Origin of the sequence: Collimonas antrihumi, from assembly GCF_018304965.1 — a bacterium.
Classification (GTDB): Bacteria; Pseudomonadota; Gammaproteobacteria; order Burkholderiales; family Burkholderiaceae_D; genus Collimonas; species Collimonas antrihumi.
This window is the reverse complement of record NZ_JAGQED010000016.1, coordinates 51,264-77,705: the sequence shown is the minus strand read 5'-3', so window position 1 is coordinate 77,705 and position 26,442 is coordinate 51,264. Positions and strand designations below refer to the sequence as shown.

Annotated in this window: 21 protein-coding genes; 10 read left to right on the top strand and 11 right to left on the bottom strand. The window is 53.8% G+C overall.

All coding sequences use genetic code 11. From position 1 onward, the window contains the following. The first annotated feature begins 37 nt into the window (after positions 1-37). Positions 38-1,975, top strand: coding sequence for a dynamin family protein (locus KHU29_RS14475; RefSeq protein WP_211453488.1), 1,938 nt, complete (start codon positions 38-40; stop codon positions 1,973-1,975). Then, entirely contained in the window at positions 1,976-3,103 is a 1,128-nt protein-coding gene (gene mutY, locus KHU29_RS14470; protein ID WP_211453487.1) for an A/G-specific adenine glycosylase, read from the top strand. Positions 3,104-3,112: 9 nt separating this feature from the next. Here mutY and KHU29_RS14465 read toward each other — a convergent pair whose 3' ends face one another. The 7 genes from KHU29_RS14465 to ilvA form a co-directional block, all read right to left on the bottom strand. Continuing rightward, positions 3,113-3,739 (bottom strand): LON peptidase substrate-binding domain-containing protein, encoded by a 627-nt coding sequence (locus KHU29_RS14465; protein WP_211453486.1) that lies wholly within the window; start codon positions 3,737-3,739, stop codon positions 3,113-3,115. A 48-nt stretch (positions 3,740-3,787) separates the two neighbouring features. Continuing rightward, on the bottom strand, positions 3,788-4,651 hold the full coding sequence (gene rapZ / locus KHU29_RS14460; RefSeq protein ID WP_211453485.1) for an RNase adapter RapZ: 864 nt from the start codon (positions 4,649-4,651) through the stop codon (positions 3,788-3,790). Positions 4,652-4,749: 98 nt separating this feature from the next. Continuing rightward, the gene (gene hprK, locus KHU29_RS14455) at positions 4,750-5,697 is read right to left on the bottom strand and encodes an HPr(Ser) kinase/phosphatase (protein ID WP_211453484.1); all 948 of its coding nucleotides are present in this window, start codon (positions 5,695-5,697) and stop codon (positions 4,750-4,752) included. Between the two features lie 115 nt (positions 5,698-5,812). Further along, on the bottom strand, positions 5,813-6,289 hold the full coding sequence (locus KHU29_RS14450) for a PTS sugar transporter subunit IIA (protein WP_092414263.1): 477 nt from the start codon (positions 6,287-6,289) through the stop codon (positions 5,813-5,815). A 371-nt stretch (positions 6,290-6,660) separates the two neighbouring features. Further along, positions 6,661-7,272 carry a hypothetical protein gene (locus KHU29_RS14445; RefSeq protein WP_211453483.1) on the bottom strand — a complete coding sequence of 204 codons (612 nt, stop codon included), beginning with the start codon at positions 7,270-7,272 and terminating at the stop codon, positions 6,661-6,663. Between the two features lie 133 nt (positions 7,273-7,405). Then, a complete protein-coding gene (gene queF, locus KHU29_RS14440) occupies positions 7,406-8,245 on the bottom strand; it encodes an NADPH-dependent 7-cyano-7-deazaguanine reductase QueF (RefSeq protein WP_211453482.1) in 840 nt (279 codons plus the stop codon). Positions 8,246-8,410: 165 nt separating this feature from the next. Next, entirely contained in the window at positions 8,411-9,994 is a 1,584-nt protein-coding gene (gene ilvA / locus KHU29_RS14435) for a threonine ammonia-lyase, biosynthetic (RefSeq protein WP_281416132.1), read from the bottom strand. 214 nt (positions 9,995-10,208) lie between these two features. Between ilvA and KHU29_RS14430 the strand changes: the two genes are divergently transcribed. Next, positions 10,209-10,700 carry a YqaA family protein gene (locus KHU29_RS14430; protein ID WP_211453480.1) on the top strand — a complete coding sequence of 164 codons (492 nt, stop codon included), beginning with the start codon at positions 10,209-10,211 and terminating at the stop codon, positions 10,698-10,700. Between the two features lie 35 nt (positions 10,701-10,735). Here the strand turns inward: KHU29_RS14430 and KHU29_RS14425 are convergent, their stop codons facing one another. Next, the gene (locus KHU29_RS14425) at positions 10,736-11,110 is read right to left on the bottom strand and encodes a hypothetical protein (RefSeq protein ID WP_211453479.1); all 375 of its coding nucleotides are present in this window, start codon (positions 11,108-11,110) and stop codon (positions 10,736-10,738) included. A gap of 94 nt (positions 11,111-11,204) precedes the next feature. Between KHU29_RS14425 and KHU29_RS14420 the strand changes: the two genes are divergently transcribed. From KHU29_RS14420 to KHU29_RS14410, 3 genes are read left to right on the top strand one after another with little or no spacing between them, the layout of a single operon-like run. Continuing rightward, entirely contained in the window at positions 11,205-15,233 is a 4,029-nt protein-coding gene (locus KHU29_RS14420) for a DUF3683 domain-containing protein (RefSeq protein WP_211453478.1), read from the top strand. Between the two features lie 2 nt (positions 15,234-15,235). After that, on the top strand, positions 15,236-15,664 hold the full coding sequence (locus KHU29_RS14415; RefSeq protein WP_211453477.1) for an HIT family protein: 429 nt from the start codon (positions 15,236-15,238) through the stop codon (positions 15,662-15,664). A 27-nt stretch (positions 15,665-15,691) separates the two neighbouring features. After that, entirely contained in the window at positions 15,692-16,123 is a 432-nt protein-coding gene (locus KHU29_RS14410) for a gamma-butyrobetaine hydroxylase family protein (protein ID WP_211453476.1), read from the top strand. Positions 16,124-16,212: 89 nt separating this feature from the next. Here KHU29_RS14410 and KHU29_RS14405 read toward each other — a convergent pair whose 3' ends face one another. Both KHU29_RS14405 and KHU29_RS14400 read right to left on the bottom strand, forming a co-directional pair. Then, positions 16,213-17,781, bottom strand: coding sequence for an IclR family transcriptional regulator (locus KHU29_RS14405; RefSeq protein WP_246542055.1), 1,569 nt, complete (start codon positions 17,779-17,781; stop codon positions 16,213-16,215). A 189-nt stretch (positions 17,782-17,970) separates the two neighbouring features. After that, positions 17,971-20,142 (bottom strand): flavin monoamine oxidase family protein, encoded by a 2,172-nt coding sequence (locus KHU29_RS14400; protein WP_211453474.1) that lies wholly within the window; start codon positions 20,140-20,142, stop codon positions 17,971-17,973. A gap of 303 nt (positions 20,143-20,445) precedes the next feature. On the opposite strand from KHU29_RS14400, the gene KHU29_RS14395 reads away from it, so the two are divergent. From KHU29_RS14395 to KHU29_RS14380, 4 genes are all read left to right on the top strand, one after another. Beyond that, complete coding sequence (locus KHU29_RS14395; protein WP_211453473.1) at positions 20,446-21,414, top strand: MBL fold metallo-hydrolase; 969 nt, start codon at positions 20,446-20,448, stop codon at positions 21,412-21,414. A 285-nt stretch (positions 21,415-21,699) separates the two neighbouring features. Next, positions 21,700-23,463: an FAD-dependent oxidoreductase gene (locus KHU29_RS14390; RefSeq protein WP_211453472.1), complete on the top strand. Its 1,764-nt coding sequence runs from the start codon at positions 21,700-21,702 to the stop codon at positions 23,461-23,463. A 48-nt stretch (positions 23,464-23,511) separates the two neighbouring features. After that, positions 23,512-23,757 carry a DUF2783 domain-containing protein gene (locus KHU29_RS14385; protein ID WP_211453471.1) on the top strand — a complete coding sequence of 82 codons (246 nt, stop codon included), beginning with the start codon at positions 23,512-23,514 and terminating at the stop codon, positions 23,755-23,757. Between the two features lie 115 nt (positions 23,758-23,872). Further along, positions 23,873-25,153, top strand: coding sequence for an MFS transporter (locus KHU29_RS14380; protein WP_211453507.1), 1,281 nt, complete (start codon positions 23,873-23,875; stop codon positions 25,151-25,153). 104 nt (positions 25,154-25,257) lie between these two features. Here the strand turns inward: KHU29_RS14380 and KHU29_RS14375 are convergent, their stop codons facing one another. Further along, entirely contained in the window at positions 25,258-26,388 is a 1,131-nt protein-coding gene (locus KHU29_RS14375) for a 2-aminoethylphosphonate--pyruvate transaminase (protein ID WP_211453470.1), read from the bottom strand. Between the last annotated feature and the right edge of the window lie 54 nt (positions 26,389-26,442).

Sequence of the window (26,442 nt, the reverse complement as noted above, 5' to 3'; positions counted from 1 at the left end):
TATTAAAGAAAATCAGAGAAGATAGGCGAGAGAGATAGTGAGCAATCTAGTCCAAAAATTCCAGGAATACAGCGAGTGGCGCACCGGCGTGGCGAGCGCCTTGCGACGTTATCAGACTTGGGCGAGCGCCTCGAAGCTGTCGGATGTCGCCAGCGAGCAGCGCATCAGCCGGGCCTTGGCGCGCCTGACCGACGATAAATTATCGATCGCCTTCGTTGCGGAATTTTCGCGTGGCAAATCGGAACTGATCAATGCGATCTTTTTTGCCGATTACGGCCAACGCATTTTGCCGTCGGCGGCCGGTCGCACCACCATGTGTCCGACCGAGTTGCTGTATGACGCTTCTTTCCCGTCCTGCATCCGCTTGTTGCCGATAGAAACCCGGGCAGAGTCGCAATCGACCAGCGACTACAAGGGCGCGCATCATGTCTGGACCGTATTGCCGCTGGATATTTCATCCACCGACGGCATGCTGGAAGCATTCAAGCAAGTCAGCCTGACCAAATGGGTGCCGGTGGAAGAGGCCAAGCTCTACGGGCTGTACGACGAGGCCGACCCGGATGCCGCGCTGGCCATCGATGCGCGGGGGCGCGTCGAAATTTCCCAATGGCGCCATGCCATCGTCAATTTCCCGCATCCCTTGCTGAAAGAGGGCTTGGTGATTATCGATACGCCGGGTTTGAACGCGATCGGCACCGAACCGGAACTGACGCTCAACCTGATTCCCAACGCCCACGCAGTATTGTTCATCCTGGCGGCAGATACCGGCGTCACCAAAAGCGATATCGACGTCTGGCGCCATCATATCGGCAGCGGCGCCGGCCGCATGGTGGTGTTGAACAAGATTGACAGCATGTGGGACGAGTTGCGCTCGCCGTTCGAGGTAGAGCAGCAAATCAGCCGGCAGGTATCGAGCGTGGCGCATACGTTGGGTTTGGCGGAGACGCAGGTGTATCCGGTATCGGCGCAAAAGGGCTTGGTCGGCAAGATCAACGGCGAGCCGGATCTGCTGAAGAAAAGCCGTTTGCCAGCCTTGGAAAATGCTTTGTCGCGCGAGTTGATCCCGGCCAAGCGCGACATCATCCGGTCTCAATTGATTGGTGATATCCATGATCTGACTGTCACCAAGCAAGCCTTGATGTCGGCGCATATCCGCAGCGTGGTTGAGCAGTTGCTGGAATTGAAGAGCTTGCGTGGCAAGAATACTTCCATCATCAGCCACATGATGAAGCGTATCGATATCGAGAAAAAGGAATTCGACGAAAGCCTGCTGAAATTGCAGGGCACGCGCATGGTGTTTGCGCGTTTGTCGGCAGGCGTGTTTTCGACGCTGGGCATGGGCTTGCTGAAAGAGGAAATCCGTAAAACGCGGGAGACCATGGAAGGCAGCATGTTCACCGCCGGCTTCCGCCACGCGGTGAAAGAGTTTTTTGACAAGGCACAGGAAAACCTGATGCTGTCGGGTCAGAAGACGGATGAAATTTCGGAAATGATGACCATCATGTACCGCAAGTTCTCGACCGAACACGGGCTGGCCCTGTCGACGCCGATGCCGTTCTCGCTGGATAAGTATCGCAATGAAATCAAAGTGATCGAAACCGCTTATCATCGCCAGTTCGGTACTGTCACCTTGGTGAAAACCAGCCAGGTGGTGTTGATGCAGAAATTCTTCGATTCAATCGCCTCGCGCGTGAAGCAGAGCTTCTTGCAGGCCAACCGCGACGTCGATGCATGGCTCAAGGTGGTGATGGCACCGCTGGAGGAACAGATCCGCGCCCACAAGTCGCAGCTCAAGCAGCGCACCGATTCGATTGAACGGGTGCATGTGGCGATCGACAGCCTGGAAGAAAAAATCCAGTCGGTGGAAATGCTGCAGAATGAACTGACTGCACAAAGGAATACCTTGATGGCGTTGGAGAATGATTTGAGGAATGCGCTGGGGAGTGAACTGGCGCCAATGAAAGTTGCGGTATAGATGAAACGTGTAGTTACCAATAGCAGTATCAGCAGTATCGACTCAGCAGATGCGCAGACATTTGCAGATCCATCTTTTTCCGCTGCAGTGATTCTCTGGCAGAAGCAACACGGTCGCCATGCATTGCCGTGGCAGCAAACGCGTGACGCCTATCGCGTCTGGCTGTCGGAAATCATGCTGCAGCAAACGCAGGTGGCCGCGGTGATTCCGTACTACCAGCGTTTCCTTTCAAGCTTCCCGGATGTGCAATCCCTGGCTGCAGCGCCAAGCGAGGCGGTAATGGCCCATTGGAGCGGCCTGGGTTATTACACGCGAGCGCGCAATCTGCATCGCTGCGCGCAACGTGTGGTGGCCGAACATGGCGGGATATTTCCGCGTGATCCTGAACTGCTGCAAGATCTGCCAGGCATCGGTCGTTCGACAGCTGCTGCCATTGCGGCATTTTCTTATGGTGTGCAGGCCGCGATTTTGGATGGCAACGTCAAACGCGTGTTCGCCAGAGTGTTCGGCATCGATGGTTATCCTGGCGCCAAGCCGATTGAAGATGCGATGTGGCGGCGTGCCGTGGCTTTGCTGCCAGAACAAGGTGTGGAGTCGTATACCCAGGGCTTGATGGACCTGGGGGCGACGCTTTGCACGCGCAGCAAACCATCCTGTGCGACTTGTCCGCTGGCGCAGCGCTGCGTCGCGCTGGCTACCGACCGGGTTGGGCAACTACCGGTGCCCAAACCGAAAAAAGCCATTCCTGAAAAACATACCGGCATGCTGGTGATCGTCGATCAGCATCAGGTTTTGCTGGAGCAGCGACCCGACAGCGGTATCTGGGGCGGCTTGCTGTCGCTGCCGGAAATTGCGCCAGGAGCGGATTTGGAGGCAACGTTAAGTCGCGCCACCGCAGCGTTCGGCGCAGTAGCATCATGCGAACCGCTACAACCGTTCACCCATGTCTTTACGCATTTCAAACTGCAGATATCGCCGTTCCAGATTGCGCTTGAGCGACGACTGAAAGGTGTCGCCCAGGCCAACTACGTTTGGTATCCGGCTGAAAAGCTGGCAGACGCGCCGCTGCCGGCCCCGGTCAAGAAATTGTTGCTGGAAGTCTTTCGCGAAGCCGATTTGTTCGCTTGAGCTGGAAGCCTAGATGATGTTGTGCTGCAGAAGATACTGATGGACTATGCCAAGCCGCTCGCGGCCGTCCGTCAGTTCCAGCAGTTTCTGGCGCGCTTTCAAAGGAATCGGCAGGATTTCGCACCAGCGGTTGGCGACCCAGCCCGCATTGTCGAATTGCAGCGGCAGTGCAAACGGGCTGGCGAAATTTGCGCCGTGCGTGGCGCGGCCTTTCTTGTCGATGTCATCAATCACCAGCTTCAAAGTGCTGGCGCATTGCAGATGCATTTCATCGGGACGCGTTACCTGGTCGGCTTCGATCAGCGTTATCTGTGCTTCCAGGCGCTGGTCGGGCAACACCCGTTGCTGCACAATCCGGAACCGCTGGCTGCCTTCGGTGCGCAACATCATCACGCCCAGATCCTGCATGTCCCACTCGGTAATCCTGGTCAGGCAGCCTACGCTTTCAGGTTCAGCCGCCTTGCCAACCTCTTGCCCTGATTTGATCAGCACCACGCCGAATGGCTGCCCGGTTCGCATGCATTCGCGCAACATGTCGAGGTAACGGGTTTCAAATACCTTGAGCGGCAGCACGCCGCCGGGAAACAGTACGGTATTGAGCGGGAACAGCGGAGTCCAGTGATTATTTTCAGGCATGATAAAAGAAGAATGTGAGCGGAACCACGGACCAGGAAGCCGGTTCGTCTAGCCCAGTTCGCGGTGGCGTCGCACCACACGTTCGGAAACCTGGAAATATTGCGCCAGTTGCTCAACCATATACACCGAGCGATGCTGGCCGCCGGTGCAACCGATCGCCACCGTCAGGTAGCTGCGATTGTCGTCCTTGAACGCCGGCAGCCACTTCTCGACAAAGTTGCGGATGTCGCCGAGCAGGTCGGTTACCTTCGGCAAGTCTTCCAGGAAAGCGATGACGGGCTGATCGCGCCCGGTCAGTGGACGCAGCTTGGCGTCGTAATGAGGATTCGGCAGCATGCGCACGTCGAACACCAGGTCGGCATCGAGCGGCACCCCTCGCTTGAATGCAAACGATTCGAACAGCAAGGTCAGCGGCGCCGGTTCGGTATCGACCAGTTCCTTGATCCAGCTGCGCAGCCGGTTGGCGCTGACGTCGGAGGTATCTATCGTATGGCCGATGCCCTCGATCTCGACCAGCATCTCGCGTTCATTCAAAATGCATTCGGTCAACGTCAGGCGGTCGGCCGGATTCTGACCCGGCAGCAGGCGGTGCGATAACGGATGGCTGCGGCGGGTTTCGGAAAAGCGGGCGATCAGGGATTCGGTCTGGGCTGTCAGGAAGAACACTTTAACGTCGTGTCCTTCCGCTTTCAATTGCTGGATGTCCGACGCCAGGCCGGTGAGCGAGTCGGCGCTGCGAGCGTCGGTAGCCACCGCCAGCATTTGCGCGCCCTCATGCTGGCGCGTCACGACCAGATCCCGCAGCAAGGTCGGCGGCAGATTGTCGACGCAAAAATAACCGGCGTCTTCAAGCACGCGAAGAGCGACTGATTTGCCGGAGCCGGAGATGCCGGTGATTAGGATTATGCGCATTGCGTAATGATACCGTAAGTACGCGATACCGTAAGTACGCGATACCGTAAGTACGCCGATCGAGAACGTAGGGGGGCACATCGTGCCCGCGCGACAGCTTAAAGATCGCTGTCGCTATCCATCGCAATACGCTGGCGGGCGATGAAATCCTTGAGCGTATCGATGCCGCGCAATTGCAGGATGGTATTGCGCACAGCGGCTTCCAGCAGCACCGCGATATTGCGGCCGGCGGCGACCGGGATAATGACTTTGCGGATCGGCAGCCCCAGTACTTCCTGGGTGTGCGCATCGAGCGGCAAGCGCTCGTAATTTTCTTCCAGGGTGGCGCGCCGCACCAGATGCACGATCAGCTTGAGGCGCATTTTCCGGCGTACCGCGGTTTCGCCGAAGATGGTCTTGATGTCGAGCAGGCCCAGGCCGCGTACTTCCAGCAGATTTTGCAGCAGGTGCGGGCAGCGTCCCTCGATCATGTTCGGCGCAATGCGGGAAAACTCTACTGCATCGTCGGCCACCAGGCCGTGGCTGCGCGAGATCAGTTCCAGCCCCAGTTCGCTTTTGCCGAGGCCGGATTCGCCGGTAATCAGCACGCCAACTCCCAGCACGTCCATGAACACGCCATGCATGGTGATCCGTTGCGCCAGCTTTTTCGACAGGTATACCCGCAGGTAATCGATTACCTGCGCTGCCGGCAGCGGCGTCGAAAACAGCGGGATATTCTTTTCGTCGCAGATTTCAAGAATGTTCGGCGGCGTCGCCAATCCTTGCGCGATGATGAAGGCGGGTGGTGCGCCGGCCACCAGCTCAGCGGTCTGATGGACTCGCGAGGCGGCCGAGAGGCGTTGATAGTATTCGGTTTCCTGGTGGCCGAAGACCTGGATCCGGCCCGGATGGATCAGGTTCAGATGGCCGACCTGGTCGGCTGCCGAGGCAGCATCGCCGGAAATCAGGCGTTCGCCGCCGGGGAAACCGGCAAACCAGCCTAACTGCAACGATTCGCGGTTTTCGTCATACAGCTGCTGAATCGATAAGGGCGTGGAAACGGGCATGGTTGGCGTCTGACTTGGTTAGGTGGCAAAGCAGGATCGCCCGCGGGCGATCCAAGCACAATTGCACGATTGCACGATTTGCGCTGTCTTGGAACCAACAGGTTCTTACGCCAAATTATGTCGCATTTTCGGTGCCCATGGGCTGCCAGGCGACGATATGGGCGTGCACCGAGGCCGGATCGGGATCGCTGGCCAGAATGGTGCGGAAGGCATCGCTGGAAAACATTTCGGCGATTTCCGAGAGGATTTCCAGATGTTGCTGGGTGACGTTGTCCGGAATCAGCAAAAACACCAGCAGGCTGACCGGTTCGCCGTCCGGTGATTCGAAGGGAATCGGTTCGGCCAGGCGCACAAAGGCGGCCAGCGGCGCTTTCAATCCCTTGACGCGGCCGTGCGGCACGGCGACGCCATGGCCAAGGCCGGTAGAACCTAGACGTTCACGCGCAAACAAGTTGTCGGAGACGGTAGAGCGGGCAATCCCGCAATTGTTTTCGAAGAGTAAACCGGCTTGTTCGAAGGCGCGTTTTTTACTGGAGACTTCCAGATCCAGCGCCACATTTTGTGCGGGCAGGATTTTTGCAAGATTAGTCATAATACAAATTGGTATGCGGCACAATACTGGTGGTTGTGTCTAAGTCAGTGTTCAGGTCGGCATTCAAGTAACCATTCAAGCCACCACTAAAACTGCCGCAGCATATCGAAAACAGGCCAATCCCTGGGGCTACTGATCGCAACAATGCAATTGTAGCTGTTATTGCAACGTCTCCCCCGATTTTGGCCCAAGTCAGCATAACTCAGGCTACGGTGCTATTAGGTTCTGCTTTTGCGTCCCTTGCTATGGCGTCCATTGATGCGCCTCAGAACCTCTGAGCCTCATCAATGGCGCCCATCTAGGATTATAGACTTGATTCCAATCAACAACATCAACTTGAGGTCATCGTCTTAGCTCGATGACCTGAGTTTTTACTTAACTTCAAAGCGCGCAAATATCAGCCAGACGTCGCCATTACCCTTATTCTGCGACAGGCGGGGCACATAGGATCCCATCAACTTGGCGCCTTTGACGCCCAGCGACACGACTGGCAAGGCAATCGGAAACGGAAAGCCGCCGAAATAATCCTGCCGGCTCATCAACATGGCGGTATAGCCGGCGCCGACTTCGACCGGTGTCTTGGGCACATTCCAGATCCATTCATAGGCATAACCAGCCATGACCTGCGGCTTGTAATGGGAATCGCGGATCGCAAGCAGGTACAGGGATTCATCATTGCCGTATTCATTGCGGATGGTGCGCCCGCCACCCAGGCCCCAGGCCTTTTCATTCAATTCCTCGATGCGCTCTTGTGTATAGGTGTGACGGCCATGATAGGCGTAACCTGACAGATACACTTCCATGTCGCCGTTTTCGACAATATTGTCGAGCCGGTTTTTGGTCTGTGAGAGAGTTTTGCTGAACCAGCCGGTGGTGTCCGGGGTTTCCTGAGCCTGGGCCGGAGTGCCTACGGCGACAAGTGCGGCCATGCAGGAGAGCAAAGCGGTGCGTTTGAGAGCGGTAAAACGAGAAAAAATTGTCATATGGAAAAAAATCCTTTGCAGCGAGGTCGTAAGGTAGACGCCGATCCTTTGAGCGTCAATATTCCTGACCAAAAAATTGTCATTCAGCTATTTAAATGCTGTCTTTTTGCCACGATTTGTGGCGAACTGTTAATTATTGCCTTGCCTGGCGCCAATTCAACGGTGGCTGCGAAGTGGAGAAATTGCTGCGCCATGGATTGATATCGAGACCACCGCGCCGGGTATAGCGCGCGTATACAGACAACTTTTGAGGCGAACAGTTGCGCATCAGGTCCATAAATATGCGTTCGACGCATTGTTCGTGGAATTCGTTATGGTCGCGGAAGCTGATCAGGTACTTGAGCAAGCTCTCCTGATCGATGGCGGCGCCGACATAATGGATCTGCACGCTGCCCCAGTCCGGCTGTCCGGTGACCAGGCAATTCGATTTCAGCAAATGGGATATGAAAGTTTCTTCTACAACAACCTGGTTCGGATCGCTTTTCAATAGCGACGGATTCGGCTGGTACTCGCTTACTTCGATATCCAGCCGGTCCAGCAACAAGCCCTGCGGCTCTTGCAGCTTGAGTCCGGAGAAGGCATCTGCAGTTGTCAGGCTGACATGTGCCGGCGCGCCGAAACCGGCCGACAGGTCTGTGCGCAATAGCTGCAACAACGCATCGGTATCGGCCAGCTTGGTCTGGTTGAAGGAATTCAGGTACAGCTTGAATGATTTCGATTCGACGATGTTAGGTGAATCCGCCGGCACCGTGAAAGTGGCGATGGCAACCTGCGGCTTGCCGCGCAAATTGAGCCAGGATACCTCGTAGGCATTCCAGATATCGACGCCGAAAAACGGCAGCGTGCCGCTAATGCCGATTTCTTCCCGCTTGCCCAGGCGAGCAATCGGAAACAGTAGCGATGGCTGGTATTGTGTCTGGTAGGCGGCGGGTTTGCCCAGCGGCGAAGCGTCGGGCGTATTCGAGGTGGTCATGGCTTTTGCTTATGCTTGATAAAGCAGTATTTTGCCAGAAAAGCACCACGGGCCTGATGTCACTCCTTAAATGCGATGTATCAAAGTGTGTTTCGAGGCCGATTCCAGGGTGGAACCTGCTTGCGGCGGCAGTCACCGCAAGCGAAGTCGACGACGTTGATAACTTTAGCCAAGAAACAATTTATAGACCGGATTGCTGCTTTCATCCCAATAGCGGTAGCCCAGGCCAGCCAGGAATCCGCGGAAAGCTTTCATTTCCTTTTTCGGCACTTGCAGTCCGACCAGGATGCGGCCGACGTCGCCGCCCTGGCTGCGATAGTGGAACAGGCTGATATTCCAGTCCGGCGCCATCGAATTCAAAAAGCGCATCAGCGCACCCGGACGCTCCGGGAATTCAAAGCGGTACAGCAATTCGTTGTTAGCCAACGGGCTTTTGCCGCCCACCAGATGCCGCACATGGACCTTGGCCAGCTCGTCATGGGTCAGGTCGAGCGTGCTGAAACCGTGCTTCTCGAAATTCTTGGCGATCAGGCTGGCTTCTTCACCGCTCGAAGTCTGGACGCCGACAAACACGTGGGCGATTTTTTCATCGCTGATGCGATAGTTGAACTCGGTCACATTGCGCGGCCCGACCTGTTCGCAGAAACGGCGGAAGCTGCCGTGCTCTTCGGGAATGGTGACGGCATACACGGCTTCGCGCAACTGGCCGATATCGGCCATTTCGGCGACGAAACGCAAACGGTCGAAATTCATGTTGGCGCCGGACGCAATGGTGATCAGGGTCTGGTCCTTGATCGGCTTGCGGGTACCTTTGGCGCGTTCGACATAGGCTTTGGCGCCAGCCACCGCCAGCGCTCCGGATGGCTCCAGAATGCTGCGCGTATCCTGGAAAACATCTTTGATGGCGGTGCAAACCGCATCCGTATCGACCAGGATCACTTCATCCACATACATGCGCGCCAGGCGGAAAGTTTCTTCGCCCACCAGCTTGACTGCGGTGCCATCGGCAAACAGGCCGACATCCGGCAGCGTGACGCGGCGGCCGGCCTTCAGGCTGCGCGCCATGGCGTCGGAATCGGTAGTTTGCACGCCGATGATCTTGATCTCGGGCCGTACCGCTTTGACATAGGCGGCGACACCGGCAATCAGGCCACCGCCGCCGATCGGCACGAAAATCGCATGGATAGGCCCGGCATGCTGGCGCAGGATTTCCATGCCGATGGTGCCCTGGCCGGCGATCACATGCGGATCGTCGAACGGATGCACGAACGTCAGCTTGAGTTTCTTTTCCAGCGTCAGCGCATGGTTGTAGGCATCGGTATAAGAGTCACCGAACAGCACGACTTCGCCGCCGCGCGCCCGGACCGCATCGACCTTGACCTGCGGCGTGGTGGTCGGCATCACGATCACGGCGCGGCAGCCGAGCTTGGCCGCCGACAGCGCCAGCCCTTGCGCATGGTTGCCTGCGGAAGCGCAAATCACGCCGCGCTTGAGCTGGGCCGGGGTCAGGCTGGCCATCTTGTTGTAGGCGCCGCGCAACTTGAAACTGAACACGCTTTGCACATCTTCACGCTTGAAATAAATCGGGTTGCCAATGCGTTGCGACAGGGTCGGCGCAAATTCAAGTGGGGATTCGACCGCGACATCGTAGACGCGGGCGGTGAGGATTTTCTGCAAATAGTCTGTGGTCATGTTGTTGTCAAATTGTGGCTGTCGAGCGCGCTGGCGGCATGGTTGGAAATCAGGCAGAAGCGTGGTCGGCAACAGGATCAGGCCGGAAGGAACAGCGGATCATTATAATGGACGGCTTTTAATCGTCACCAGGTTTTGTCGGCTGCAGCGTAATAAAGATTATCAACAACAACGTATGTCGATATGCATGTCGATATATATGTTGGATTTGTCGAATATGTCGATCTATGCATCGCACGCGCCACATCAGCCGTCTCTCTGAATTGTCCCTATGATCGAATCCGCCGTTTTATGGTTGCTCAAGACACTTGCCGTGCCAACGGTCGGTTTAACTTCCGTCTTTATCATCAGTTTTGTCGCCGCCACCTTGCTGCCACTGGGCTCGGAGCCGGCAGTGTTTGCGGTGATCAAATCCAACGGCGCGCTATTCTGGCCGGTGATTTTCGTCGCAACGGCGGGTAATACGCTGGGCGGTATGGTCGATTACTGGATGGGCTACGGCGCCAAGCAAGCCTTCGCTCGCGAGCGCGACAGCAAATGGTTTGGCTGGCTGCAGCGTTATGGCGCAAAAACCATGCTGCTAGCCTGGATGCCGGGCATCGGCGATCCTATCTGCACTTTGGGCGGCTGGCTCAAATTGCCGTTCTGGCCTTCCGTCATGTACATGGCGATCGGCAAATTCGTCCGCTACATATTGGTGGTCTGGCTGCTGATGCATGTGCCGGACGGCTTTTGGCGGCAAGTTGCAAGCTGGCTGGCGTGAACGGCGAACCGTAAACTGCTAGTTGCTTTTTGGCATCAAATCGCCGACAGGCCCGCCCAAAACATCGCCGGTGTAATCAGCAGTAATATGACATATGGCAGCATACGCAATGGCCATGCGCGCTCACGCAGCAGGTAGGAAATGCCGAAATAAGGGTTTCTTTTTGATAACGAGACGGGTGTCATGACATCGCTCCTTGAGTCAGAGAAATCAGCCTTTGCACTGACCATAGTCGGCCAATGTGAGGGAAATGCTTTCCAGGATTTCGCTAATGATTTGGCTAAACATGAGAGCTCCTGAAAGAAGTGGGCATAGATCAATTGTAGATAAAAACTATTAATAATTAAAAATTGATTGTTTTTATTGATTTCATTGGGTTTGCCTATCCGGGCATGATCAGTCTCTTGCACTGCACAAATTGGTATGTTGCCGTCGCGAAGTAGCGCGATAAGCTAAAATACTGGTCCAGCAGCAGTAGTCAAAGTAGTCAACTTTCCTAGACCAATGAACGCCCCAGTAAAAATCCAGGCATTATTGTCAGACGCGCCACACGGCGCCACCCCTACGCGTTTGCGCGAAATTCCCTACAACTACACCTCGTTTTCCGATCGCGAAATTGTGATCCGGCTACTAGGCGAAGCGTCTTGGCGACTGCTCGACGAACTGCGCAGCAAGCGTCAGACCGGCCGTTCCGCCAGGATGCTGTACGAAGTCCTGGGCGACATCTGGGTGGTGCGGCGCAATCCGTATTTGCAAGATGACATGCTGGACAATCCGAAGCGCCGTCAGGCCCTGATTGACGCGTTGCATCATCGTCTCAGCGAAGTCGACAAGCGCCGTATCGTCACCGATCAGGAGAACGAGGGTGGCGCAGCGCGTGATGCCGCCAGCGATGAAGAAGCGAAACGGCGCAGCGAGAACGTTGAAGCGTTGCTGGCTGCCGCACGCAAGGCGATTGCCGCTTTCGCTGACGAATTCCGCCAGACCTACGATTTGCGCAAGCGCACCAATAAAATCCTGGGTCGCTACACCGCCAAGGACAACATCAAGTTCGACGGCCTGTCGCGCGTATCGCATGTGACCGACGCCACCGACTGGCGCGTCGAATATCCATTCGTGGTGCTGACGCCCGATAGCGAAGATGAAATGGCCGGCCTGGTCAAGGGCTGTATCGAACTTGGCCTGACCATCATCCCGCGCGGCGGCGGCACCGGCTACACCGGCGGCGCGATTCCGCTGACGCCTTTGTCGGCAGTCATCAACACGGAAAAGCTGGAGCAACTGGGCGCAGTCGAAATGGCTGTGCTGCCAGGCTTGGATAAAGAATACGCGACGATTTATTCTGGCGCCGGCGTGGTTACCAAGCGGGTCTCCGACGCTGCTGAAAAAGCCGGCTTCGTCTTTGCGGTCGATCCGACTTCGGCTGAAGCATCCTGCGTCGGCGGCAATATCGCGATGAATGCCGGCGGCAAGAAAGCAGTGTTGTGGGGCACCGCGCTCGACAACCTGGCCAGCTGGCGCATGGTCGACCCGAACGGCGATTGGCTCGACGTAACCCGTCTCGACCACAACCTCGGCAAGATCCACGACACGCCGCTAGCGCGCTTCCAACTCGAGTGGCGTCACCCGGCTGAAAAGGGCCGCCCGAGCGAAAAGCCGTTCAAGACGGAAATCCTGGAAATCGCCGGCCGCGTATTCCGCAAGGAAGGCCTGGGCAAAGACGTGACCGACAAATTCCTGGCGGGTTTGCCAGGGATTCAAAAAGAAGGTTGCGACGGTTTGATTACCTCCGGGCGCTGGATTCTGCACAAGATGCCGAAGCACACGCGCACCGTTTGCCTGGAATTTTTCGGCCAGGCGCGCGATGCGATTCCATCGATCGTCGAGATCAAGGATTTCCTCGATGCCGAAACCAAAAAGGGCGGGGCGATCCTGGCCGGCCTGGAGCATCTGGATGAGCGTTATCTGCGCGCGGTGGGTTACACCACCAAGTCGAAACGCGGCGTGCTGCCGAAGATGGCCTTGTTCGGCGATATCGTCGGCGATGACGAAAACGCCGTAGCGCAAGCTGCATCGGAAGTGGTGCGCATGGCGAACAACCGGGTCGGTGAAGGTTTCGTCGCGGTCAGCCCGGAAGCGCGCAAGAAATTCTGGCTGGACCGTGCCCGCACGGCCGCCATCGCCAAACATACCAACGCCTTCAAGATCAATGAAGACGTGGTGATTCCGCTCAATCGCATGGGCGAGTACACCGACGGTATCGAACGTATCAACATCGAATTGTCGGCCAAGAACAAGCTGCAATTGCTGGGCGAGCTGCGCGATTTCCTGCTCAATGGAAATCTGCCTTTGGGCAAGGGCGACGATGTTGATGGCGACGACATTCCGGCGGCGGAAATCCTGGAAGACCGCGTGCATCAGGCTGAACAACTGTTAGCCGATGTGCAGGCGCGCTGGACTTATCTGCTGGCGAATCTGGATACGCCGCTCAAGGACGCGAAAGAAGAACTGGCCGCATTGGGGCTGGAAAAACTCAGCACGACATTTGACGAACGCCTGTTGCAGCAACCTGCCGCCACCGTGTTCGACGTGGTGCAGGACCGCACTGTGCGGGTATCCTGGAAACAGGAAGTGCGCGCTTTGTTGCGGCAGATTTTCAACGGCGCCTCGTTCAAGCTGATTCTTGATGAGTGCAACGCAATTCACAAGCGTGTCCTGCGTGGCCGCGTGTTCGTCGCCTTGCACATGCACGCCGGCGACGGCAACGTGCACACCAACTTGCCGGTCAATTCCGATCACTACGAAATGCTGCAGGATGCGCATGCCGCCGTAGCTCGCATCATGACGCTGGCGCGTTCGCTGGACGGCGTGATTTCGGGCGAACACGGGATCGGCATCACCAAGCTGGAATTCCTGACTGAAGATGAGATCAAGGATTTCCGCAGCTACAAATTGCGGGTCGATCCGGAAGGCCGCTTCAACAAGGGCAAGCTGTTGAACCTGCCTGGTTTCGAGGCTGACCTGAGCAATGCCTATACGCCGTCGTTCGGCCTGATGGGACACGAATCGCTGATCATGCAACAAAGCGATATCGGCGCCATCGCCAACAGCGTCAAGGATTGCCTGCGTTGCGGCAAATGCAAACCGGTGTGCGCCACTCACGTGCCGCGCGCCAATCTGCTGTATTCGCCGCGCAACAAGATCCTGGCCACTTCGCTGCTGGTGGAAGCGTTCCTGTATGAAGAGCAAACGCGGCGCGGCATCTCGATCAAGCATTGGGAAGAGTTCGAAGATGTGGCCGATCATTGCACCGTCTGCCACAAATGCGTGACGCCATGCCCGGTCGATATCGATTTCGGCGACGTCTCGATGAACATGCGCAACCTGCTGCGCAAGATGAACAAGAAATCGTTCAATCCTGGCACTACGGCCGCCATGTTCTTCCTGAATGCAACTGATCCGGCCACCATCAACATGACCCGTAAAGTCATGACTGACTGGGGCTTCAAGGCACAACGTCTCGGTCACGACATACTGAAGAAATTCGCCAAGAAGCAGACCAAGAAGCCGCCGGCCACGGTCGGCAAGGCGCCGATCAAAGAGCAGGTGATCCACTTCATCAACAAGAAGATGCCAGGCAATCTGCCGAAGAAGACGGCGCGCGCCTTGCTGGATATCGAAGACGACAAGATCGTGCCGATCATCCGTGATCCGAAGAGCACCACAGCCGATACCGAAGCGGTGTTTTACTTCCCCGGCTGCGGTTCCGAACGCTTGTTCTCGCAAGTGGGATTGGCGACCCAGGCCATGTTGTGGGAGGTCGGCGTGCAAACCGTGCTGCCGCCGGGTTATCTGTGCTGCGGTTATCCGCAACGCGGCTCCGGCGATTACGACAAGGCTGAAAAGATCATCACCGACAATCGCGTGCTGTTCCATCGCATGGCGAATACCCTGAACTATCTCGATATCAAGACCGTCATCGTATCTTGCGGTACTTGCTACGATCAGTTGCAAGGCTATCAGTTCGACAAGATCTTCCCGGGCTGCCGGATTATCGATATCCACGAATACCTGCTGGAGAAAAATCTCAAGCTGGAAGGCGTCAGCGGTACGCGTTACATGTACCACGATCCTTGCCACAGCCCGATGAAATTGCAGGATCCGATGAAAACGGTGAATGCCTTGATCACCACCGACAACGGCGCCAAGATCGAGAAGAACGAGCGTTGCTGCGGCGAGTCCGGCACCTTCGGCGTGAGCCGTCCGGATGTCTCGACCCAGGTCCGTTTCCGCAAGGAAGAAGAGATGAACAAGGGCGCGGATAAACTGCGCGCCGATGGTTTTGGCGGCGACGTCAAGATCCTCACGTCCTGCCCGTCTTGCCTGCAGGGCTTGTCGCGCTACAACGACGATTCCGGCACTACCGCCGATTACATCGTGGTGGAGATGGCGCGTCACCTGCTGGGCGAGAACTGGTTGCCGGATTATGTGGCACGCGCCAACAACGGCGGCATCGAGCGGATCCTGGTGTAGCCATGACAACGCATTCGGTTGATTGCGAACTGTGCAGCGGTGACGGTGGAGAAATTCTCCACCGCGCCGAAAAATTCCGCGTGGTGCTGGTCGATGATGCCTTGTATCCGGGATTCTGCCGGGTCATCTGGCACCGGCACGTCAAGGAAATGACGGATTTGTCGGCGGCCGATCGCGCTGCATTCATGGATGCGGTGTGGATAGTTGAAACCGCCGTGCGAAATATCATGCAGCCGGAAAAAATCAACCTGGCTTGCCTCGGCAACATGACTCCGCATCTGCATTGGCATGTGATTCCACGTTATCTGGACGACGCCCATTTTCCCAGCCCGGTTTGGGCCCAAGCCCAGCGGCAGCCGTTGCCGGCCAGCCTTGTGCAGCGGCAGGCATTGCTGGGCGCGTTGCGCTCGGCGATATCCGAGCAGTTTTAATCTTTTTTATATTCCCCAGACAATCCAATGACCGGCTCCAAACAATCAGCTCCTGCGCCTATACCGGTGTCATTCACAGTGCACAAGCAGTCGTGCACGCTGGAAGTCGCCTTCGACGATGGTGCGGTATTTTCGCTGCCGTTTGAATTGATGCGCGTTTATTCGCCATCGGCGGAAGTAAGCGGCCACGGTCCGGGGCAAGAGGTACTGCAAACCGGTAAGCGCAATGTCGAAATGGCGGCGCTTGATCCGGTCGGCAATTACGCCGTCAAGCCGACCTTTTCGGATGGGCACGTCAGCGGCATTTATACCTGGGCCTATCTGTATAAGCTGGGGCGGGATCAGGAAGCGATGTGGGAAGATTACCTGCAGCGCTTGGAAGCGGCTGGCCATACGCGCGAAAGCGGACGGGATTTGCCGATGACAAGCAAGACCGCCGGCGGTCATGGTTGTGCCTGACTGAGCAAAAGCGAAGTCGACTTCTCACCTTTGCGGGGAGAATGCCAATTGTGGTGATGCGTTTCTTGTGAAATTGATTACGGCCTTATTTATGCCATGTATCCCAGGCGATACGACAATGCAGTGGTCGACTCTTTCAAGGTTTGCGCTATCGCCCCATCATGAGAAACATCAAAACTATCGGCCGGTCCCATTACCGCTAACACAAGGCTGATGTTACCTGTGTAATCGAACACCGGCGCGGCCAAAGCGTGTATTCCAGGAACGGGCTTGTCGATCGCGCTATCAATCCCGCTGATACGTATTTTGCGCAAAGTATCCGCCATTTTTTTTGAAATCACCGTCGAGCTTGTCTCGTCTGCAAAACGCAAAGTATTTTGATGTAATAATCTTTCCAATACAGGTGCTGGCAAGTAGGCGCTAAATACACGGCCGATAGTCGTATGCATCATCGACATCACCGTACCGATGCGTATGCTGATATGCATTGGTTTTGGTGCATCTTCCAGATGAATGATCGTTGGGCCCATCGGTCCAATGATCGCCAATGCGACAGTCAATCCTGTGCTCTCTACCAGTTGATTGGTTTCTTGTTCGGCTTCCCTGACAGGCGCCAATCTTTGCAGGGCATTCAGTCCGAGTTCCAGACTCAAAGCACCCGGACTAAAATCTCCCGATTGCGCATGTCGCTCTAATAATCCGATTTTGCATAAACTAACCAAATGCGGGAATGCTTTTGCCGAACTCATCTGTGCATTCGCTGACAGCGTACGCAAAGATAACGGCATCATCGCGGAGCTGATCACCTGCAGTAGTTGTCCTGTAATTTCTAACGATTGAATCCCGCGCTGCTGTTTATCAGTATTGATTTTTGTATTTTCAGTTGCTGCAATGGCTTTCAGCTCTTCAACTTGCGGGGCTTGTATAAGTGGTTGAGACAATGCCTCCTCAATCGCCTTTGCTGTTGTGCGTAAGGCTTTGGCGATGCTGCCATGCCAATGCGTGTCCATTGTTTTGGATGAACCGACCACCGTCAGCGCTAAACAGAGCTGCCGTTCAGCATCAAAAACGGGAATACATAAACTGCTAATGCCGGGGCTGGGATAATTAATCCCGCGCGCCATGCCACGCGCTCTAATCGCATCCGCATCGTGCTGTAATGCATCTGCATGTGGTGCAGGTGATTGATAAAACTGCTGCCATATATTCTGGGCAGATACGGCTTGTTGCTGCATCAATTGCCGCACGATTTGTGCCGGTAGATAAGCAGAAAACACGCGCCCTGTAGATGTCTGCGATAAGGACATAACTGTCCCCACATGCAAGTTAACGTGCAAAGGCAAACCGCTGTTTTCATAACGCACGATGGTCGGGCCTTGTGGACCCATGATGCAAACGGCGACGCTGTGTCCAATTTCTGCAGCCAATGCCTGTACATGCGAGAGTGCTACACGATAAGGCAATTGTTGCTGCAAATGCCGCAACCCCAAACGTAGTGCTAACGGCCCAGGCTCATAAGCACCAAATTGCGTGCGTTTCACCAATGCCAACTTACACAACGTCACCATATAGGTAAACACCTGTGCGCTAGTCATTTGGACCGCATTGGCTAATTCCGCAAGATGGCAGGGTTGGCGCGCACGGCTCAAGGTTTGCAATATTTTTCCCGACACCTCAACGCTTTGCACCCCGCGCTGGGGCTTGGCTACGGATGGAACGAGAGGCGATGAGGGGAGCTTAGGCAAGTGAAGACATGCATAGTTGGAGATGGGAAATTGTTAATGATTTAAAGACGGAGGTCAAGTTAACTCGACCTCCGAGCGCTTTAATGCTGCCTACAGCAAGGCTTAAGCAACCTTTTTCCCACTTTCTCTAACTATAGGATATTGCTTTAAAGGGATAAGCTGGTTAATGTCAGCGAAAGGATTACCTTCCAAAATTTCGGCTGGTTCATCTTTTAACTTGATCCTGTTGATGGTAGCCAGCACCCCGATAGCGGCATTAGCGCCTGCCATAAAAGCCCCCTCGCACCAACCACCATAATTACTGGCGCTATCTGATGCAAAATGGATGCGTTGATAAGTTTTCCAGCGTGTTGATTCGCTGGCAAAGCCGTTTTCTTCCGTTAATAAATAGGCATACGCCCACGTGTTCACCATTTGAAAATCACCCGCGGCATCGAGTTTGAATCCCCCGGCAGTACTTGGATTATCTTGCCAATCCATGCCTGTGACATCGTTATTGGTCGTACTGCCGCTATCGATAAAAAAGCGGGTAACGTTACCACCGTCCCTATTGATAAAAGCATATGGCAGTACTGATGCAGCAGTACGATAAGCACGCCACCATTGGTTTGAGTTTGCGAGCCATGGGGCAGGCTCTGCATGCCCATCGGTACCGGGATTTTCACGCGCCTTCGCCGCGCCTGATACGGCTTGTACTTTATTGGAATCGAGATTCCAGGTATATGAAAGTAAAGCGGCGCACGGCGAATTAATATCTTCCGGGTTCGCTGGCAAGAAATAACTGGCACGGGACCAACCCTCACTTAATACGCATTGCACCGGCAAACCTTCAATCCGATGCCATGCTATTTCTGGTGTCGTCACGTTCCATGGTGCTGTCTCAAATGTACAAAACGATTTACTGGCATTGACCATATTCAACCGTGCAATACCATTTTTTTGTGGACGGATAAAAGTATTAAAAGCAGGCGATGTGCTTGGTTTGTCGAAGTAACTATAGAACTGACACGGTTTGCCTTCTATGTTTTGAATAACTCGCGTGGTATTGCGTGGATAACTATGATCTGCGGTTAAAGACATCAAGGCAATGGCTGCAGTATGCGGTACTGCGACAATCAAAAAATCGGCATATTGCGGCTGTAGATTTGGGGCTGCCGTAATGTTGAGATCGCGTACTAATACACCAGATTTGGCCAGGGTCTCATCTGCTGCTGAAAACATGCCGATTTCTTGTACTTCATGTTCTTCAAAAATACGTAGCGTACCTTTTCCGGCAGCACCAAATTCCGAATTCAATTTTTCCATAATAATGTTGGCGACACTGCCCAAGCCATAACCGGCGGGTAACGCATATTCATCGGCATAATCCCAAATCCAGATGCGTAGCATCTCAAGAAAACTGACTGGGAATAAACTCCCCATGCCACCTGTGCCAAAACCCAAATTGAAGAAACGCGCTAAATCGTCTGGCGACCAATTATTTGGTTTGGCAACATATTCATGTATCCATGCACCAAAGGTCATGTTGTCAAAATTGCTGACCATGAAGCCCCAATAATCGTAGAGTCGCTTTTCCTGAGCGGGATTCAAATCGGGTAAAACCAACAATCCTTGCACCTCTATGGACGTGGTCTGTCCATCACTCAGCGTATTCATAGCTTCAGCAACATGACCGGCAATCCTGCCAAATTGCGGCGGCAAATCGGGGTGTGATGCACTCCCCGCATGCCACAGATAAGTTTGCCCATCCTCGCACACGATGGTAGGAACGATGCCAGGGTTAGGGAAAGGCATAAAGACCTGATCATCCCTGAAAGCCTCGGCAAACATATGCCAAGTCGCCTTGGCTTTGACCGGAAAACGCATTCCACCTAATTCGCAAACTGATTGTCCCTTGAGACCAAAATCGCGGATGTCGGTGTTCGCACGGCCGTGACGATAGTGCATCCAATCTCCAGTTTGTTCTTTCAGCTTGTTACGGTCATACATATCCACCGAAAGTCCGGCGCGTAGCAGCTCCCGCGCAGCCATCAAGCCAGACATGCCACAGCCGACGATGATGACTTTATTGGTTTTTTCATCGTTGCTAAACGGCTCCCTGAGCCAGCCATTCGTCGTATCAGAGGCCGCCAAAATCCGACCGTAATCATAGGGGAAACTTTCAATCAAACGTGACGTACCGGCTTTTAACTGAGCAAGTGTAAGTGGTCCTGCTGCACGTGGGCGCTTACCACTGGTGCCACCAAGTGCATCTAAAGAAGGAAACCAAGCCATGCTGAACTCCTAGTTGTCGTCACAGTAATGTGACATTGATGAAATATCGCGTTATGGGCGAACTCGGATGAGAAAGTATCTCGCGCGAGATGCTCATCATTCATCATGTTTGGAGATCTGGTCTTTTTAAACTGTCAACATTGACTGGTATTAAGAGCAATCTTACTTACCCTTTGATGGTTATATATAGGCAAATGCATTTGTTATTGACAAATGCAAAGTGATGCTCCTAGAATCTACTCGACACAATCGCAGCAGCAATCAATGTCATTGCTTAACTACAACAACTGAACGGGGACCAACATGACCAACAACACGAAAGCATTTGCTTCGCAAGCGGACTTGGAAGTGAAAAAAATCAGCTTCACAAAGCTGAGCGATAACGCCTATGCCTACACGGCCGAAGGTGATCCCAATTCTGGTGTCATTATTGGCGACGATGCTGTGATGATTATTGACACCACAGCCACCCCTTTGATGGCTGACGATTTAATTAAAGAAATTCGTAAGATCACCGACAAGCCGATCAAATATGTCGTGCTGTCTCACTATCACGCCGTGCGTGTATTGGGCGCATCGGCCTATGCCAAAGAAGGCGCAGAACAAGTCATCGCCAGCCGCGGTACTTACGAGATGATTGTCGAGCGTGGCGAAGCTGACATGAAATCGGAAATCGAGCGCTTCCCCCGCTTGTTTGCCGGCGTTGAATCCGTACCAGGATTAACGTGGCCAACACTGGTTTTTGACAAAGAAATCACCCTGTTTTTGGGCAAGCTGGAAGTCAATATCATGCATCTGGGCGCAGGCCATACCAAAGGCGATACGGTTGCCTGGATTCCTTCGCAAAAAATCCTCTTCTCCGGTGATCTGGTCGAATACGATGCTGCTTGCTATTGCGGTGACGCGCAATTGACGGAATGGCCGCTGACATTGGAAGCATTGCGTGCACTCAAGGCAGAGAAATTAGTGCCAGGTCGCGGCCCTGCTTTAGTCACGCCACAGCAAGTGGAAGAAGGTCTGAATTACACTCGTGACTTCGTCACCACCTTGCTACAACAAGGAAAAGAAGCGGTCGCGCAAAAATTCGGCTTAAAAGAAGCCATGGCACATACCCGTAAAGCGATGGATCCAAAATTTGGCCAGGTCTTCATTTACGAACATTGTTTGCCATTTGATGTATCGCGCGCCTATGACGAAGCCAGCGGTATTAAACACCCACGCATCTGGACGGCTGAGCGCGATAAAGAAATGTGGGCCGCTTTACAGAACTAATGCATCGCCAACAATCACGTTTCACGTACTCAAAGTGGGGTAGCCACGCCTTTGTGCCCACGCAGAAGCCTTCCTGTTAAGTAATGCAGCTTAATTAATTTGTAAAGATTCCTGTCATTCCCGCGAACGCGGGAATCCATGTTGCGCGAAAGATGGATTCTCTCTCCCGCCTAGACGACACAAATTCTGCGTGGTGGCATTTTATAAAATTGATTTCGCTTTCTTACTTACTACTCAAGCAGGCTCTAAGAAAAAAATAAATAAACCTCTATAGGGGAGACAAATATGAGCAAATCCATTGATCAGTCACACCACGCGGACTATCAACAACGCACCTTCGCCTATCAACCTTGCACGGAACAAGAGCAAGCCGCTGATAAGAAAACACGACATCCCGTCATCATCGTCGGCGCGGGGCCATCTGGTCTGAGCGCCGCGATTGACATCGCCCAACGCGGCATACCTGTGGTGGTGGTGGATGATGACAATCGTCTCTCTAACGGCTCGCGGGCTATTTGCTTTGCCAAACGGACTTTGGATATTTTCGATCGTCTTGGCTGCGCCGAACCGATGGTAGAAAAAGGCGTACGATGGAATGTCGGCCGAGTATTTTTACAGGATCAACAAGTTTATCAATTTGATCTTCTGCCGGAAACCGGGCATCGGCGCCCCGCCTTCATCAACCTGCAACAATATTATGTTGAGGGCATGTTGTTAGAGCGTGCCCAGCAATTACCGAATCTGGAAATTCGCTGGAAAAATCGCGTTACAGGATTGACCCGACATGGCACTGATCAAGGTGTCACGTTGACCATAGAAACTCCGGATGGCGCCTATGATCTGCATGGCCGCTATATCGTCGCGGCCGATGGGTCGCGCAGTGCGGTGCGTAAGTTGATGTGCCTGGACAGCAAAGGCCGCACATTCAAAGATCGCTTTTTAATTGCTGACGTCAAAATGAAAGCCGATTTTCCGGCGGAACGCTGGTTTTGGTTTGATCCGCCATTTCATCGAAATCAGTCGGTTTTACTGCACAGCCAACCAGATAATGTCTGGCGCATTGATTTTCAATTAGGATGGGACGCCGATCCTGAGTTGGAAAAGCAACCAGAACGCGTCATCCCACGGGTACGGGCGTTACTCGGCAAAGAAGCAGAATTTACGTTGGAATGGGTCAGCGTGTACACCTTTTCCTGTCTGCGCATGGACAGTTTTCGCCATGGCGCGGTATTGTTCATCGGCGATGCGGCACATGGCGTTTCCCCGTTTGGTGCACGCGGCGCAAATAGCGGCGTGCAAGATGCAGAGAACCTGGCCTGGAAATTAGCGTTGGTATTACAAGGAAACGCGCCGGATAGCCTACTCGATAGCTATGCTAGCGAACGTGAGTACGCTGCGGATGAAAACATTCTCAATTCCACTCGCTCGACCGATTTCATTACCCCGAAATCAGATGTCAGCCATCTGTTTCGCGACGCAGTTTTAAAATTGGCGCAACATCACCCCTTTGCACGACAATTGGTCAATAGCGGCCGCCTGTCTGTACCGGCCGTATTAAAAACATCGCACTTAAATAGCCCTGATGTGGATGCGACGTGGTCAGGCAATATGGTGCCCGGTGCGGTCTGCGCTGATGTCCCAATCAAAATCGCGGGAAAAGACAGCTGGCTGTTGTCGGCCATCGGTCAGAAATTTACCGGCCTATTCTTTTGCGACGATGCCCAACACCTGGTGCAACAAATAAGCAATCTGCGACTCAACACTGCCAGCATCCAAGCACTCAAATTGATCGTGATCGTCAACAGAGAAAATCTAGCTGCCGTGGGACAAGCTGCACACGCCTTGTTAACGCAGTCGGATCAGCTCATCATAATTGAAGATTACGAAGGTTTAGCCAAACAACGTTACGCCGCACGTCCAGGTAGTTTTTACCTGGTACGCCCAGATCAACATGTATGCGGACGCTGGCGCGAATTGAATGTGGCAGCAATCAAAACAGCGTTGCAAAAGGCACTGGGATTGGCTGATAAACAGCACGTAATGCATTAAACCGTATATGTATTTTCATCATATAAAGCCAAGTGTCCGGGAGATAAAGTGCACCTCAATATCCAACCAAATCTGGGGCGTCCAGATGATTTTTATGAAATGCTGATCGATACTCATCGTGACTTAAGCAATGCACAGAGCCAGATGCTCAATGCAGAGCTAATCCTGCTATTGGCAAATCACATTGGCGATATCAATGTCTTGCGCGAAGCGATGGCATTGGCGCGCACGGATATCGAACTACCCATGCCAATCGCAAATCAAGATCAGAAGATGGAGACGCTCGCTGCTTAAGTGAGGGCAGCGACATCACCATTTATTTTGCAACGTCCTTGTCCATAAGCGCCATCAGAGTGCAAGCATCGGCGTCGGCTTTACACAGCATCAGGAGACAACCGTGCTAACTACCATGACTGCCAGCGACGCTCGGCAACGCGACAATCTGTATTCCAAAGTAACGTGGCGTATCATCCCGTTTCTCTTTATTTGCTACGTGGTTTCTTTTCTTGATCGTATCAACATCGGCTTTGCGCAATTGCAAATGAAAGCCGATCTTGGTTTTAGCGATGCGATGTACGGTCTGGGAATTGCAGTGTTTTATATTGGTTACGTGCTCTGCGAAGTGCCAAGTAATCTGCTGTTGGCAAAATATGGTGCGCGCAAAACCTTTACACGCATCATGCTGCTCTGGGGTGTCGTCTCGATTGCCATGATGTTCGTTTCCACACCTGCGCATTTCTATACTTTACGCTTTTTACTCGGTGTTTTTGAAGCTGGATTTTTTCCTGGGATCGTGCTTTACCTTACTTACTGGTATCCCGTATCACGCCGGGCGGCGATTCTGTCCGTTTTCTTTGCCGGTGTCGCTATCGCTGGTGTATTGGGTGGCATGGTATCTGGCTGGATCATTCGCGATATGGAAGGCGTATGGGGTATCCATGGTTGGCAATGGATGTTTGTATTAGAGGGTATCCCGGCTCCCATCTTGGCCGTGATCGCGTATTTCTATTTAGATGACAAACCTAACGATGCCAAATGGTTGTCCAGGGAAGAAAAACAGCAATTATCAAGCGACCTGCAAGCGGAACAAAAAGGACAGGCATCACAGGCTAGTCACTCTTTTGGCGATGCTTTACGCAATCCTCGCGTGTATATGTTTGCGTTTATTTATTTTGCGCTGACGTGCGCCACACTCACACTCAATTTTTGGTTGCCCTTGATGATACGAGAATTCGGTGTGCAGGACATTTTGCATGTGAGTTTGTATTCCGTCATCCCCAACGCCATTGGTGCGGTGGGTGTGATTTTGATTGCGCGTCATTCCGATCGCAAAAATGAACGTCGTCGGCATTTTGCTGTTTGCACCATCGGTGGCGCATTTGCACTGCTGTTGCTAACTTTGCACCTGCCAAGTTTGTTCATTATGCTGGCGTTGTTATCGCTCACCTCTGTGTTGATTTTTGCCGCCTTGCCGATTTTCTGGACTATTCCTGCCAGCTATTTATCAGGTGCTTCTGCTGCCGGTGGTATTGGCTTAATCAGCAGTATTGGGATTACCAGTGGCATTATCAGCCCATGGGTCATCGGGCAAATCAAGACGCACACTGGCAGTATGGACGGGGCCTTATATTTATTGGCAGCGCTATTATTGCTAAGTGCCGCTACTTTAATCATCGGTGTGCGTAAATAAGCATACTTAGGCTCATCCGATGTTACCTGTGCAAGAATGCGCGACCACCTGAACGACGCGGAGTCGTAGGGTGGGCATGTATGCCCACGCGGAATTCACTCCACCTAAGAGTTACTTGCGTTCCTCGTTTTAATTCCCATCTCGCTCAGTGCATCGCCGATCGCATGCACTGCCTGCCGCATTTCATCCGCGCCAATCGCGCCGATACAACCCACGCGAAAAGTCTCAGCCTGGGTCAGCTTGCCCGGATAGAGAATGAAGCCTTTATCGCGCACCCGGTTATAAAAATTCTTGAAATCGTAATTAGCGCTATTCGGCGCATGCATGGTGACGATGATCGGCGCCTGGATTTTTGCCGGTAAAAACTGGATCAATCCCAACTCGCGCATGCCTGCCATCAAGGTGTCGTAGTTCTTGGTATAGCGCGCCAGCCTTGCCGGCCGGCCGCCTTCAGCAAAAAACTGATTCAATGCCTGATGAAATGCAACCACGATATGCGTCGGCGGCGTGAAGCGCCATTGCGTCGTTTTTTCCATGTAGACCCATTGATCGTACAGATCCAGTGATAGCGACCGGGAATTGCCGGCGCATTTTTCCAATACGCTCTTGCGCGCAATCACGAAACCCATGCCTGGCGGACCTTCGATGCACTTGCCGCTAGCCGCGATCAACGCATCGAAACTGATTTTCGCCGCGTCGATTTCCAGCGCGCCAAAGGAACTCATGGCATCAATGATCAGGCTCTTCTTGTGCTGCGCCACCACCTCGGCGATTTCCTGCAAGGGATTCAGGATGCCGGTGCTGGTTTCGCAGTGAATCACGCCGACATGCGTGATGCTGCGGTCGTTACCCAGCACGCGCTCGACATCGGCGGCGGTGGTCGGCACGTCCTCGGCGGTTTCGAATACCGTCACCTGGCGCCCCATCATCTCGACGATTTTTGCCATGCGCTTGCCGTAGGCGCCGTTGATCAGCACCAGCATGTGGCCGTTGCGCGGCAGCAGCGTATTGATCGCGGCTTCGATAGAAAACGTGCCGCTGCCCTGCATCGGCACGCACACGTGCGTTTCATGCGCGTTGGCGATGTCCAGCAATTGCTGGCGCACCTTGCCGGTGATGGCGTTGAATGAAGCATCCCATGAACCCCAATCCTGCAGCATCGCGCTCTTGGTGGCGAGCGATGTGGTCAATGGTCCTGGGGTCAGAAGAATCGGGTCGCGGCTTTGCAGGCTCATGATATTTCCTTTGGTTTGGTGCGAGTGTTAGTCAAATATTGAACAGATGTAAGA